This window comes from Pedobacter heparinus (assembly GCF_032678725.1).
Taxonomy (GTDB): Bacteria; Bacteroidota; Bacteroidia; order Sphingobacteriales; family Sphingobacteriaceae; genus Pedobacter; species Pedobacter heparinus_A.
Map to the genome: position 1 here is coordinate 95,961 of NZ_JAVTSC010000006.1, position 14,475 is coordinate 110,435.

The following is a 14,475-nucleotide window of genomic DNA, read 5'->3' on the forward strand; positions in this document are numbered from 1 at the left end:
TGCCACATTTTTTTTAACGCCTTCATATTCACTGAAAATAAATTAAAAACAGGGCCCGGAAGGCCAAACAAAATTTGAAGTTAAATTGTTATACCGCAACAATTATACTTATAACTGACACTAACATTGAATTTTAAGCGAAAAAATGCTTATTTTTGTACAAATTTTTAAACATTAATGAAGATATTTATTACAGGCCTTCCTTTAGAAGTAGGGGAAGATGAATTAACAGCCGTATTTGGTGATTTCGGTCAAGTAAAATCACTTAGGATAATCAAAGATCGTGAGACTGGTCAAAGTCGTGGTTTTGGTTTTGTGGAAATGCCTGTTGAAGAAGAGGCAAAAGAAGCAATCAAACGCATGAACGGCGGTGATTACAACGGTAACCGCATCAAAGTTGCTGAAGCACAGGAAAAACCAAATACTGGTGGTGGTGCAGGTGGTGGCTTCAGACGCAACAACCGTACAGAAAAAAGTTACTAAGCTTTTTAAAAACAGATTTCTATTTATCCATCTATATGGAGACAGCAGTTATAATCCTATCGTAACTGCTGTTTTTAAAATAGATTTTATAGCTTTGTCCTACCAACGAAAAGGGCAATATGCTAAAAAAACACCCCTGGTTTCAGTTCCTGTTTCCACTCATCTTTATCCTGCAGCTCTGTGCCGGATGGATTGGCTCCACAGAACTTTCGATTTTTACCAAACCACTTATTGTCATTTCCCTGCTTGTCATGCTTGCGGTAAGCACCCGTTTAAAGGGCCGCTTTCATAAACGCATATTTACGGCGCTGATGTTTGCATTGGCGGGAGATCTATTGCTGATGTATGCGGGTTTGGATGAAACCTACTTTATCTGGGGCCTGGCCGCCTTCCTCTGCTGTCACCTTTGTTATACCCGTGCTTTTTACCTCGATTTTAAATCTGCCCCCGAACTGGATAAAAAAGGGGCGAGGATTGCTATCGCCTGCTGCGCCGTACTGGCCATCTTTTTTTATTTCTTCCTGAGGCCACACCTGGGCATCATGAAACTTCCCGTTATGATTTATATCCTTGTCATCAGCATGATGATGATGATGGCCAGTTTCCGCAACCAGAGGGTCAATACGTCCAGTTTTAAGCTCATTCTTTTTGGCGCATTGTTTTTCCTGTTGTCTGATGGTATTTTAGCCTATAACAAATTTGTAAATCCGATCCCTTATCCCGGTACCTGGATCATGGCTACTTATATGATCGCGCAATACCTCATCACGATGGGTGCCATCGAACGCAAATTGCTGCACAACATCCCGGATCCCTCAACAAACACTTAATTTTCTGCTTTATCCAAAATGGTGAAAGTCTGCACCAGTCTTTCCCCGTTTTCATCTACCAGCGTGAGGGTATGTTTGCCAGCTGCAGGGCTTACCGCCAGCTGGTGATAGTTTTTTGTGGTCGCTACATATGCACCATCAATATGCCAGTAGATCTTCGCATCAGCATTGCGATGGGTAGCATTTAAAACTACTTTACCTCGGCTGCCATCCAGTTCCAATGGCACGTAAATGCTGGCGTTCTGCTTCGGATAGATCATGTCCATCACATAATTACTGCCTGCATCGTCACAACCTGGTTTAAAAGGGGGCAGCAGCTTATAATCACTGTGCCGGATCTTATAGTAATATTCCATCGCGGGCGGCAACAGGAACCAGGGCTCATGTTTCATATCAGCAGGCGTCTCACAGGCATCTGTTACCCGGTAAGTACCCGTTCTGTCCAAATGCACCAGCTTATGATAAGGACAAAGACCTGTTTTTTCTCCAGCCGGGGCAACCAGTTCTTCCCTCAGTTCCCTGCAATATTCCCCCGCCTTGTAACCACTTTGCCGGCATACCCGCATTTTCTTCAGCTTGGTTTTAGGGGTCTGGAACCAATGCCCAGTCGGCAGCAGCCTGAAAATATCAAACAAGACCGGTGCAGCCACATCAATCCCGGTCAGGCCCGGCCGGCCTTCTCCATCTGCATTACCCACCCAAACACATACCACATAATCGGGGTTCAGCCCAATAGCCCAGGCATCCCTGAAACCAAAGCTGGTACCGGTTTTCCAGGCCAGCCGCTGCGAAGAAGAAAACTGCTCCCAAAGCCCTTCCTCACCAGGGCGCATCAGTTCTTCCATCGCATTAAAGGCATTCCATATGGAGCCATGGTCGATTACCGAATTCAGCTGTGCTTCGTCCTGGTCATACCGGGTATCCCGCTTCCCTTTAAGGTAAGCCGGGTCGTCATAATCACGCGGATTGTATTTTCCCTGATAATCGTTAAAATGGTTCAAAGTCCGGGCCATGCCCATATAGGTTCTGGCCAGGTCCCACATCGTTACTTCGCTGCCCCCCAGGATCAGTGACAAGCCATAATGGTCAGCCGGCTGGTTCAGCGTGCTGAAGCCCAGTTTCTTCAGCTTATCATAAAAACGCTGGTACTTATACTGCTGCAGCATTTTAACGGCAGGAATATTCAGGGATCGGCTCAGCGCCTGGTCTGCCGGGATGGCTCCATCATAACCCAGGTCATAATTCTGCGGTGCATACCCGCCAATCTGGGTAGGGATATCCGGAATCAGTGTACGCGGCAATATAAACCCATCATTCAGCATGCTGGCATACAACAGCGGCTTTAACGTACTGCCCGGACTGCGTGGCGCCCTGATCATGTCTACATGACTTTCCAGCGCCGCATTTTCCGGCTGGTACATATTTCCCACATAACTTCGTACACTTCCATTTTTCACATCCAGTACCAGGGCCGCAATGTTGTTGATGTCATTGGCCCGGTAACGGTTATTGTAACGCCTGAGCAGGGCATTCACCTTCAGTTGCAGCTCATAATCCAGTGTTGATGTCACCCGTGTCCCCTTATTTCCCGCTGCACCCAACCCCGTTTTAAATCGGTTCAGCAGGTGAGGGGCATATTGGGGCAAAGCCTGTGGTTTACCGGGGATAGGTTCCAGTTTAGACAGATTTGCCGTTTGCCGGTCCAGTATCCCAAATACCACCAGCCTATCCAGTAAATCATTACGTTTTTTAATTAATCTGGCAGAATTTTTACCCGGATGAACCAGGGAAGGACTATTTGGCAATACCGCCAGTGTTGCCATTTCACCCCAGGAAAGCCCATCAGGGCTGCGTCCAAAATAACGCCAGGAGGCGGCTTCCAGACCCACCACATTACTACCAAAAGGCGCGTTTGCGGCATATAACTTTAAAATATCGTTTTTGGAATGGCCAATCTCCAGCCTCAGGGCCAGCAAGAGCTCAATCAATTTTTGCCAGATAGTCCGGCTCTCCCGGCGCGACAGCCGGATCACCTGCATGCTCAGGGTACTACCGCCACTTACCACGCTACGGGCTTTGAAATTCTGGCGCATGGCCCGTCCCATCGCCAAAATATCCACACCCGGATGTTGATAAAAGCGCTTATCCTCAAAAGCTACAATGCATTGTGCAAATTTCTCCGGTATGGTATCTGCTACCGGAAAACGCCATTGCCCGTCTTTGGCAATCGATGCACTCAGCAGTTCCCCGTTTGAGGCTTCCAGCACATAAGATGTAGGTGTGCGGAACAACTTGGCAGGTAAGGCCAGCAGAAAAGCGATCAGCAGCACCAGGCAGCATACATCTGTGAAAAGAATGACTTTTTGTTCCTTTAACATTTCATTTTTTTATTACACCTCGTCCTCCCGACGACAGGAGAGACCTCTTGAATCAGCGCCTAAGCAAGAGATTTCTCCCTGCGGTTCGAGATGACGAAATTGCAAATGAAGCAAAACACGACAGGTAACAATTTTCCACGACAACTGATCTGTAATAAATCAATCATCATGGAAAAAATTGCTACATTCTTAAAATTATCAGCTGGGTTTATCAAATACTTGTTAATTAATGTATGGCCAAGATGATGATCCTTATTTAATGACCTGTACCCATTTTCCTGCTTCCGTTGCACTGATGCTGTTGTTGTACATTGCTTCACACTGTACCGCCGATAAATAATACCTGCCAATGTACGAAGCATTTAACAGCACCTTATAAGTTACCGTTTCATTTTCCCTCAGGTTAAAATAAGTAAATACCCGGTCATCCCTGATGTCCCTATACGTATACGGAGAAGCCGCGAGTATACTTTCATTGTCATTCAGCCTGGTATTGATGATCTCCCAGCCGGAAGGGAAGATCTGCGTCAGTGCCATCTGTTCATAATAGCCCATTTTACCCGGGTTTTTAACCACAACTTCTGCATAAAAATCAGTCCCTTGTTTCAACACAGCCGGATCCAAAGCCTTACCATTTAACAGTTTATAGCTTATACTCATGTCCAGCATATCCGGGTTATTTGGCAGGAACGTATTTTGTCCGGCGGCAGGTTGCCCCTCCAGGATCAGGCGTACAAACAACATCCGGTTACCCGAATTGCTGATGTTGATGCCATTTCCGCCCTTAAAGGTCAATGCAGTACTGTTCAGAAACTGGTTGGAATTTACACTGCCTTTTTTGCCGTCAATCACATAGTTAAACTTCAGATTTTCCGATGCCGAATTTGCCCCGCAGAACTTGGCAATGGCCAGTAAACTGTAAGCCGTGGTTTGGGTGCTGTACCAGTCGTCCTTACCCATTTTTACCGCAAGCGACTGCACGAGCCTGCCTGCTTCTGCCTTACGGCCCAGCAAGGTTAAGGTCTCCAGGATCATCGCCTCATCCCTGATGTCTGATCCGTAAGTACCGCCAAGCTGGTTATAAGGTTTAACCTCAATGGGCAGTCCTTTAATCAGGTTACTGGCCGCTTCCGATTGGCCGGCCAGCTTATAGGCAGCTGCAAGCCGCCATTTGGCACTTACCGATAAGTATTGAAAGGCCCTAAGCCGGTTCATTGCCGCCATATCCGGCCTTTTCGCCAAGGCCAGCACATACAAGCGGTACGATTGCGAAAGGTCCCCACCATAAAAATTAGTACTGTTGGGCGACCAGTTGGCCGCTTTTGTTTTCAGGTAGCGCAACAGCTCATCCAGCATCCCCACAGGCGTGGTATAACCTGCATTTTGTGCCTCCACCAGGAAGTGTCCGGCATAATTGCTGCCCCATTCATCCGAACTGCCTGCTCCGGGCCAGTAGCCCAGGCCACCGTCCGTAGTCTGAAAACCACGCAACCTCTTGATGCCCGCTTTTAAATTCCTGTCCGTGCCGGCTTTCTGCTGTTCCGTCAATGGAGCCAGTTTGCTCAGGAACAACTGCGGAAATACTCCCGAAGTGGTCTGCTCTACACAACCATGCGGATACTGCATCAGGTAGCTCAATCGCTTTTTAAGGTTAATGGGTGGGATAGCAGATACTTCTACACTGCCCGAATTCGTTCCCGCCATACCTATAGCTACATATTGGGTACCCCAGGCACGCCCAGGTTCAACTACACCCGAAGCTACATTGGTGACAAAAGGGTTTGGATTGCGGATATCCAGTTCCACATCATAAGCGGTTTTTTCTGCACCACTTTGTGCCACCAGCCTGATTTTGGCAATACCGGCCATTTCCGGAGCTTTCACTTCAAAATAAGCCATTTGTTCGCCCGGCTGTTTAAAGCTCAGCTGTAAAGTCCTGGCACCTTGTACCAGCAGGCTTTGTGGCTGCAACTGCAGCGTTACCTTTTTAAGGTTTGCCTCGGTAGCAAATACGGTGGCCGGAAGTGTAAAGCTTTCGCCCGGTCCAATCACTCTTGGCACCGTAGCCAGTAACATCAATGGCTTTTTCACGGAAACAGATTTTTCGGCCTTGCCATAAGCACCATCCTGTCCGGCCACCACCATGGCCCTTACTGCACCAATATACTGCGGCAGTTTAAATTTATGTATTTGTGCAGCACCTTTGCCCAGGGCAAAAGGCCCCATATATTTAACCACCGGCACAAAACGATTGGCCTTGGCCGGGTTCAGGTTCTTGTTGATGCTGCCATCACCACCGATACTCAGGATCCTTTCCAGGTTACCACCCCAGGCACCCAGCACATAATCAAAGAGGTCCCATGTTTTTACGCCAAGACCTTCACGTGCATAAAATACCCCATGAGGATCAGGCGTTTTAAATCTGGTCAGATCAAGCAAACCTTCATCTACAATAGCTATGGTATAGGTCATGGCCTTACCATTCTGCTCGCTTATGGTAATGCTGCTTTCCGTTTCGGGCCTCAGTTTATCAGCCATTTTAATCAATGGCTTCAGTATCGTCTGCGGGTCTTCCACCAGCAGCGGAATGGCTCCATACATCCTGATCGGCAAATCATTTACCGTTTGGGCATGTGGCTGCAATAAAGTCACATTGGCAAATACATTAGGTGCCATTTCTTTTTCCGCCTTGAATTTAAACTGCGTTTGACCAGCCTTGGTATCCGTCCAGAATGTTTTTAATACCTTACTGCCATTTTCTATGGAGATAAGGGCCCTGCCACCGGCACCCGAAGGGATCGTCAGCACCACTTCCTCACCCACGTTAAACTTGGTTTTGTTGGCCGTGAAAGAGAGCATGGAAGCCTCGGTAGGGTTATTGCCCTGTTCCCGCTGTGCCCAGCCCGGCCAGTCGATGTACACCGATTTACCTGTTACATGCCCGCCGTTTACGTCTCTGACCAATACCAGGTAGCGTCCCCATTCCGGCTCATCGATCCTGATCTTCCAGCTGCCCTTACCATCCAGCAGGGTAATGTTTCCTTTTTTGACCAGTTTGTTGTAAGAATTCTGGGTAAAGTTGGCAAAGGAGTTTTCATTGTCCTGTTCCCACCACCAGCGCCATTGCACTTTATAAAGCTCTACATCCACCGTTTTACCGCCGGGTACCAGTTTCCCGTTCCGGTCTACATTCACAATGTCGATCTTATGGTCCTGGCCGGTCAGCAACATCCCGCTCATTTTATTACCTTCCGGTATTTTAATGCCATAATAATTGCTGTACACATGATAGGGGATACTGAAATTATCGATACTGAAATTACCACCGGCCTCAAACACTTTGGTGCTGAAATTAGCCTTCAGTATGCCCGGTGCCGTATTGTTCCCGTTCAGATCGGTATTCACCGTAGCCGTTCCGTTCTCATTTAAAGTACCTTCAAATATGGTTTTGACCTGCGATTGAAACACAACCGTAGGGTTGTCAAAAGTATAAGCCTCAAAACCTTTAAAGCTGGTCTGCATGGTATTCAGGTTTACATCCACTTTAGCTTTCAGGTGCTTGCCCGGCGCGCCAAACAACCAGCTGGCCGAAAGGGTAGCGGCAGCAGCAGCACCAGCCCCCAGGTAGGTCCGGTTACCGATGTCGAAATTGATCTTCAGGCGGTTCGGCATTACGGTTTCAATCTTGAGGGTCTTAGAAAAGGTTGCACCGCCGGCTTTTACTTTTACCAGCCAGTTTCCGGTCGGGGCAGTACTTTCCGTTGCGGTTCTGAAGGCATAAAAACCATTTAAAGGCTTACCATTAATAACTCTTTTAATCAATTGTCCCTGTGGATTATATAATTCAAAAGTAACCGGATAACCACCTGGAAGCTTCTGTAGCTTATCTTCCAGTACAAAGGAAAGAAATACAGAATCACCCGGCCGCCAAACCCCGCGTTCTCCATAAATAAAACCCTTCAGGCCGTTCTGCACTACATCACCACCCACATCAAATCTGCTTAGCGGCAGCGAATTCCCATCATCCAGTTTCAGGTAACCACGCTCATCACCGTTTTTGGCTACCAGTAAAAAAGGCTTCCGCTTCAAATCAAATGAAGCCATGCCATCTCCATCCGTTTTTATCGTATGGATCAGCTGGCGCTGGTAATCCAGCAGTTCCAGCGTTACACCACTCAGGGTTTTGGCCGTCAGCAGGTCTGTTGCAATGATCAGCATGCTGTTGTCATTGCCTCTTTTTGCGATCAAACCAATATTGGAAGCCATCAGATTTCGGCTGGCCCAGCGTTCATTGGTATAATAGGATGGGGTACAAGGGTTATCCCGGTCTTCCCAGCGGTAATTGTTTGGATAATAGCTGTTGTAACGCTCCCAGAATTCATCATCCTCATCAATCTTCTCCCCGTAACGTTCATAGTCTTCTTCAGCAGCAGCTTCCGATGCCCCTGCTTCCGCACATTTATATACATTATAAGCCTGCCTGAAACCTATGGTAACCCGATACATAGCACCCGGCTCTGTACGGATGATCTTATCCAGGTCTAAGGTAAAACGATGTTTTTTATGCAGATCAAGGGCCTTGTCCTCATCCAGCCGGATTGTTTTCTGCACCACCGGTTTACCTACACGGCGCAGTTCGCCGCCATCCTTGTAATTATTGGTCTGGAAAAACTGCGGGATGTTGTTTTCGTAGATCTTGATCACCGTTACATCAACAGCCTTTAAGTTCACCGCCTCAAATGGCAGTACCAGTTTACCCGAATTCGGGATAATGGTTCCACTGCCTGCAATCACTACCGAAGGCAGCTTATTTTCAAATACGATATTTGCGGTTTTGCCAGCGGGTAATTTTTTACCATTGATGTTCTCTACGCCTTCATTAACCAGCACCGAAAAACTGCCTTCCAGGGTAGTAGGAGAATAGATCTTAACCTGGCTGGCATCTATGGTAAAACGCAGGTCTGATTGCCCGGCCAGTGAGATCAGCCCGTTCAGGTCCTGTCCGACACCAACAGGTTCCGAAAACTGCACCAGTGCGAAATCTTCCAGATCCTGGACTGCCCTGATGTCTAACACCTTAAACACCCCAAGAGCAGGCACCATCACCGTTTCTTCCCCTTTGCTTTCCGCATCAATGACGCTGCCCGACCAGTTCAGCAGCAGTTTGGTTTCCTGGCTGGTCTTTTTGATGCTGTCTACCGTAAAGGCGGAGGTATTCTTAGCCGGGTCATGCTGCCATTTCACTTTAAGTTTTTGTGGAAATTTCAGGGTTAAAGCTTTTTCTATCAGCTTGGTATCTTCCTGGTCAGACGTAGTGATCTCACCGCTGAGCTTCATGTAGTCCAGTGAAGTATTGTTCTGTGAAACCAGGCCGTTCTGCTTTAAATGCATCCCGGGTGTGATCACCCTGAAGTCAAATTCAAACGCTTCCAGGCCTTTTTCTGTTTCGAGCAGCTTGTCCAGTTTAAAGGTAGCTTCATAGGTTTCACCAGGCTTCAGGTTTTCCTCAGGCCTGAATTCCAGGGTCTGGGCATCAATCCAATAGGTTTTTCCTTTTACAGCAGGAGAGAAGCTGAACAGTTCCCGGCTATCGGCTACACCAATATCACTCACGGTTTTTACCTGGTTGGCCAGGTGCAGCCGGATAAAGCTTTTTTTAGAGATGGTACCAGAGGTATAGGCCTCTATGTATTTGGAATATTGCTGGTTATAATCTTTGGGCCGTTCCTTCTTAAAAAAGAAAATGGAACCCACACCAAGCAGTACAAGCGCGGCTGCGCCGATAAGCAAGTTTTTTTTATTCTTCTCCATGCACAAATGTTTAACAATAAGATGTGTAGGAAAATTAACAAAAAGGTTTGGCTTTAATGCAGAATTGTTATCAACAGCCTTTATTTGATCATCACACCCGGCATATTCACCAGGGGAACATGGATCAGGTTCTCATCTACAATGCTTTCCGGAAGGAAGATGAATTTTTTATCGTAAATCACCCCATCAATGTAATAGCTCAACCAGTATTCATTGGTCAGCCCAAAAACCTCCGGATCAATGGCCTCTACACCGGAAAAAGATTTGGGGGACAGATCGCCAATAAAATGGCGTAAAACAGAGGTTTTAACCATTTTTCCGTCTTTTTCGCCATAACCTTTAGAACTGATCAGCACATTATCCATGGTCACATCTTTCAGGTTAACGATGTACACCGTCCAGTTTTTCACCTCGGGTGTTTCACCGATCAGTACAACGGCCATTGCCACGTCTTCAACTATATTTTCAGGAAGATCTTTCTTCATTCTTTACTTCTTCGCTACTTTCTTCTTTACCGGGGCCTTTTTAGCGCCGGTTGTTTTTCTGGCAGCAGCTTTCTTTTTAGGCTCAAATGCATTGGGTACTTGCTCAACGATCAGTTTTTTAACCTCATCCAAAGAAATGGAAGCCAGCTCTTCGGGTGTATATTTATCGTTACTGGCCGGGTTTTTACGCAATTTCAGCATCTCCTTACCAAAACGGATAAATGGCCCCCATCTGCCGTTTTCTATAGCAATCTTTTCTGCAGACCATTGCTGAATAAACCTGTTGGCTTCTTTTTCAATCTTTTTACCGATCAGCTCTTCGATATCCGTCTGCGACAGCTTGTCGAAATTATAAGCCCTTGGCACGTTGATAAACAGGTCGTTCCATTTAATGAAAGGTCCGAACCTGCCAGTCCCTTTGGTAACCGGCATCCCCTCATAATGTGCAACTGGCGCATCAGCAGTGATTTTCTCGCTGATGATCTCAATGGCCCTGGCCTGGTCTACAGACAGTGGGTCCTCGTTCTTTGGTACAGAAATATAAGCATCACCCCATTTCACATAAGGACCAAAACGACCTACACCTACAGAAACTTCTTTACCCTGGTAATCTTCCAGCTGGAAAGGCAGTTTAAACTGCTCCAAAGCTTCTTCCAGGGAAACAGTACCCACAGATTGTGATTTGGCCAGACTGGCATAACGTGGTTTTTCTTCATCGTCATTTTCACCGATCTGTACCAGCGGGCCAAACCTGCCCACTTTGGTATATACATTCTTACCTGTTGCCGGATCAATACCCAGTAAGCGTTCTCCATTGGCCCTGTCTGCTGTTTCCAGTGTATTTTCTACCTCCAGGTGAAAAGGGGTATAAAAGGAGTGGAGCATTTTTGTCCATTCCTGCAAACCTTGTGCAATCTCGTCAAATTCCTTCTCTACGTTCGCCGTAAAGTTAAAATCAACAATTCCTTTAAAATGTTCTACCAGGAAATCATTCACCACTTCACCGATATCAGTAGGGAAGAGCTTGCCTTTCTCGGCACCGGTAATTTCAGTTTTTGTTTTTTTAGTTACCGATCCGTTGATCAGCTCTATGGCAGCAAAACTGCGCTGACGGCCGTCACGGTCTTCTTTAACCACGTAACCGCGGTTCTGAATGGTAGAAATGGTGGGTGCATAAGTGGATGGTCTGCCGATACCCAGTTCCTCCAGTTTCTTAACCAAAGAGGCTTCTGTATATCTTGCAGGTGGTCTGGAAAACCTTTCCGTAGCATTCATCACCTTTAAGCTCAGCTCCTGTCCGCGTCTCAGTGGCGGCAACATATTATTGCCCGCTGAATCTTCCATATCCTCCTCATCTGAGGATTCCAGATATACTTTTAAAAACCCATCAAATTTCAATACTTCACCTTCTGCAATCAATTGTTCTTTGCGGCTGCTGATGCCGATCTGAGCAGTTGTTTTTTCAAACAGTGCTTCACTCATCTGCGAGGCGATAGCCCTTTTCCAGATCAGCTCGTACAAACGCTGCTCGGAACTGTCTCCCGGTACGGTATGGTGGTTGAAATAAGTAGGGCGGATGGCCTCATGCGCTTCTTGTGCACCTGCAGATTTCGTTTTATAGGTTCTTGGCTGATGGTATTTTTCGCCCCAGGCCGACCGGATCTCACTGGCTGCCGCCTGTAAAGCCGTCTCCGACAAATTTACAGAATCCGTCCTCATATAGGTAATCCTTCCACTTTCGTACAGTCTTTGTGCAATCTGCATCGTCCGGCTTACCGAATAGCCCAGCTTACGGGAAGCTTCCTGCTGCAGGGTCGAAGTAGTAAAAGGTGCTGCCGGGTTGCGTTTGGCAGGTTTTGTTTCCAAAGCGTCCACCGTAAAACCAGCGCCTACGCAATCGTTCAGGAACTTTTCGGCATCGGCTTCTTTTTCAAAGCGTTGCGGCAGCTCTGCCTTAACCAGCTCCTTTGCATTGCCGGTAGCAAATTCTGCTGTAATTTTAAATGCTGCAGCGGCATTGAATTTATTGACTTCCCTTTCCCGGTCTACAATCAGGCGTACCGCAACAGACTGTACACGTCCGGCCGAGAGGGAAGGTTTAATTTTTTTCCATAATACCGGTGAAAGCTCAAAACCCACCAGCCTGTCCAGCACCCTGCGGGCCTGTTGTGCATTAACCAGGTTATAGTCTATGCTGCGAGGTGTTTCAATGGCTTTCAATATGGCCGGCTTGGTAATTTCATGAAAAACAATCCTTTTGGTTTTGTTTTCCTTCAATCCTAAAGTTTCGTACAAATGCCAGGATATGGCTTCTCCTTCGCGGTCCTCATCGGATGCGAGCCATACCATTTCTGCGTCTTTGGCTAATTTTTTAAGTTCTGCTACGACTTGTTTCTTGTCAGATGGGACTTCATAAGTCTGGGCAAAATTATTGGAGGTATCAATCCCCATATCTCCCTTAACCAGGTCCCGGATGTGTCCGTAACTTGATTTAACCAAAAAATCTTTACCCAAATAACCTTCAATGGTTTTCGCTTTTGCAGGTGACTCTACTATTAATAAATTTTTCGCCATTCAGACCGTTTTTCTGCAAATAAAGCTATAAATACCGCTAATATCAAAATCGAAGCTAAAATTTATAATAAAATAATTTCGGATTAATCAATTTTAATGGTCATTGGTTAAGTATTTCAACCAGATACTGCCTACAACGTATGCTAAAGCCTATTGTATAATCAGCTTGTCAAAATTACAGCGTCCTTAGACATTCACAGGATAAACTGGATAGCCTTCCATAATCAAACTGCTGCAATACTTAAAACAAAATTCCTATATTTGAGTTAATAACATTTATAACGGCTTCATTTGTATTTCTTCTGCGTTACAGCATCGCTTTGGTTGCGTTCGTACTGAGTCCACAGTGAGTCCACGGTAAGTCCACAGTTAGTCCACGTTTTTCTTGTAAAAAGGTGGACTAACTGTGGGTTAACTGTAAATTAACTATGGGGGCACTACGAAAGCAGCTGAAACGCAAGTCAAGGGCTCCTGAACTTATAACATTTAAAAAACTGAAAGAATGGGAAGATTCGATGGAAAACGTATCATTGGCCTGGTAGGGGGCCTGGTTTTCAAAAAAGGCCGGAACGGCAAAACAATTATCCAATCTGGCGGACGAGAGGTTAAACAAACGAAGGCATCAAAAATCGCCTCCGCGATATTCGCAAAGGCCAGCACTTTATCCAAAGCCATCCGGACCGACCTGTCTGTATTGATCAACGGATTTTATGATGGCCCTATGGTAAACCGCCTCAACAAACAAAACCGCGAAATACTGGAACAGTGCTATAACAAAGCTACAAAACAATATGCATTTAATGAGGACAGCTTTTCCAGGCTGGCAGGCTTTGAATTTAATGCCAGTTCTCCGCTGAGCAAAAGCCTCTGGGTAGAGCCGGAGCTCACTTTGACGGGTAACCAGCTGACTTTAAGCCTCCCTGCCATGGAAATCAATGAACAATTAAAATTCCCGTCACCTTGCAACCGCTGCGAAATTACAGTTGCAGTCGCTTTTTATAACCTGGAAAAGGGCGTGCATAAAGACATAGTTTTCCAGGTGTTGGAGGTAAATACAGCTCAAGGGCTGGTACCGGCAAAAGATTTTACTTTTGAGGTTCCGGATGGGTGTTTGTGTGTAATCGGTATAAAGCTGGGCTATTCCACCTTAAAAGACAATGTTAAAATCATAAAGAACAATAAAGAATTTAATCCTGCAGGTTTATGTGGAGCGGTAATTACGCCCGGGGAATTTGTACTCACTCCGGGTGTGGTTGTCCCTCATGGCAAACTGGCCTCAGTATGGAAAACGGTAGATAAACTAAGATTATTGTCATAAATCACATTAATACAGTATTCCCGTTTAATAGTATTTATATTCGTATAGCATAAAATTTAAAAAAATGATCAACACCATCTTACTTGCAATAACACTATTTATTGCGCCACCGAAAAACGTATACGATTTTAAATTTAAGTCGATAGACGGCAAAGAAGTAAAACTCTCGAGATTTAAAGGGAAAAAGATCCTGATCGTGAATACCGCATCAAAATGCGGTTTTACCAAACAATATGAAGACTTGGAAAAGCTGCACAAACAATATGGGAATAAACTGGTACTGATCGGTTTCCCGGCAGGCAATTTTGGAGGGCAGGAACTGGCCACCAATAGCGAGATTAAGGAATTTTGCAGCAGTAAATTCAATGTCACTTTTTTAATGGCTGAAAAGAGCAGTGTTAAAGGTGATGACATCAATCCACTGTTCAAATACCTGACCACAGCTGAAAATCCTGATTTTAAAGGCGATATCAACTGGAACTTTGAAAAATTCCTGATCAATGAAAAAGGAGAGCTGGTGCATCGTTTCCGTTCTAAAGTAACACCGCTGGATGAAGCTATTGTTAAAAATCTCTAAAACAGAGGCTATCGGTTTA

General features: G+C 45.9%; 8 protein-coding genes. 4 read left to right on the forward strand and 4 right to left on the reverse strand.

What is annotated here, in order from left to right:
* Nucleotides 1–177 precede the first annotated feature (177 nt).
* Together R2Q85_RS11165 and R2Q85_RS11170 are read left to right on the forward strand one after the other, a co-directional pair.
* The gene (locus R2Q85_RS11165; protein ID WP_084289656.1) at nucleotides 178–483 is read left to right on the forward strand and encodes an RNA recognition motif domain-containing protein; all 306 of its coding nucleotides are present in this window, start codon (nucleotides 178–180) and stop codon (nucleotides 481–483) included.
* A 119-nt stretch (nucleotides 484–602) separates the two neighbouring features.
* Entirely contained in the window at nucleotides 603–1,313 is a 711-nt protein-coding gene (locus R2Q85_RS11170) for a lysoplasmalogenase (RefSeq protein WP_316811866.1), read from the forward strand.
* Here the strand turns inward: R2Q85_RS11170 and pbpC are convergent.
* The 4 genes from pbpC to topA all read right to left on the reverse strand — a co-directional run bounded on the left by pbpC (nucleotide 1,310) and on the right by topA (nucleotide 12,561).
* Nucleotides 1,310–3,691 carry a penicillin-binding protein 1C gene (gene pbpC / locus R2Q85_RS11175; protein ID WP_316811867.1) on the reverse strand — a complete coding sequence of 794 codons (2,382 nt, stop codon included), beginning with the start codon at nucleotides 3,689–3,691 and terminating at the stop codon, nucleotides 1,310–1,312. The genes R2Q85_RS11170 and pbpC overlap by 4 nt on opposite strands.
* 252 nt (nucleotides 3,692–3,943) lie before the next feature.
* On the reverse strand, nucleotides 3,944–9,502 hold the full coding sequence (locus tag R2Q85_RS11180; RefSeq protein WP_316811868.1) for an MG2 domain-containing protein: 5,559 nt from the start codon (nucleotides 9,500–9,502) through the stop codon (nucleotides 3,944–3,946).
* 80 nt (nucleotides 9,503–9,582) lie between these two features.
* Complete coding sequence (locus R2Q85_RS11185) at nucleotides 9,583–9,987, reverse strand: hypothetical protein (protein ID WP_316811869.1); 405 nt, start codon at nucleotides 9,985–9,987, stop codon at nucleotides 9,583–9,585.
* A gap of 3 nt (nucleotides 9,988–9,990) precedes the next feature.
* Nucleotides 9,991–12,561 (reverse strand): type I DNA topoisomerase, encoded by a 2,571-nt coding sequence (gene topA, locus R2Q85_RS11190; protein WP_316811870.1) that lies wholly within the window; start codon nucleotides 12,559–12,561, stop codon nucleotides 9,991–9,993.
* A 502-nt stretch (nucleotides 12,562–13,063) separates the two neighbouring features.
* Between topA and R2Q85_RS11195 the strand changes: the two genes are divergently transcribed.
* On the forward strand, nucleotides 13,064–13,879 hold the full coding sequence (locus tag R2Q85_RS11195) for a hypothetical protein (RefSeq protein WP_316811871.1): 816 nt from the start codon (nucleotides 13,064–13,066) through the stop codon (nucleotides 13,877–13,879).
* A gap of 64 nt (nucleotides 13,880–13,943) precedes the next feature.
* Nucleotides 13,944–14,456, forward strand: a complete 513-nt coding sequence (locus tag R2Q85_RS11200) for a glutathione peroxidase (RefSeq protein ID WP_316811872.1) — start codon at nucleotides 13,944–13,946, stop codon at nucleotides 14,454–14,456.
* Nucleotides 14,457–14,475: the final 19 nt, after the last annotated feature.

Excerpts from the sequence above, each read along its gene's own strand:
- R2Q85_RS11165 (WP_084289656.1), top strand. The coding sequence starts at position 178 with ATGAAGATATTTATTACAGGCCTTCCTTTAGAAGTAGGGGAAGATGAA.
- R2Q85_RS11170 (WP_316811866.1), top strand. The coding sequence starts at position 603 with ATGCTAAAAAAACACCCCTGGTTTCAGTTCCTGTTTCCACTCATCTTT.
- pbpC (WP_316811867.1), bottom strand. The coding sequence starts at position 3,691 with ATGTTAAAGGAACAAAAAGTCATTCTTTTCACAGATGTATGCTGCCTG.
- R2Q85_RS11180 (WP_316811868.1), bottom strand. The coding sequence starts at position 9,502 with ATGGAGAAGAATAAAAAAAACTTGCTTATCGGCGCAGCCGCGCTTGTA.
- R2Q85_RS11185 (WP_316811869.1), bottom strand. The coding sequence starts at position 9,987 with ATGAAGAAAGATCTTCCTGAAAATATAGTTGAAGACGTGGCAATGGCC.
- topA (WP_316811870.1), bottom strand. The coding sequence starts at position 12,561 with ATGGCGAAAAATTTATTAATAGTAGAGTCACCTGCAAAAGCGAAAACC.
- R2Q85_RS11195 (WP_316811871.1), top strand. The coding sequence starts at position 13,064 with ATGGGAAGATTCGATGGAAAACGTATCATTGGCCTGGTAGGGGGCCTG.
- R2Q85_RS11200 (WP_316811872.1), top strand. The coding sequence starts at position 13,944 with ATGATCAACACCATCTTACTTGCAATAACACTATTTATTGCGCCACCG.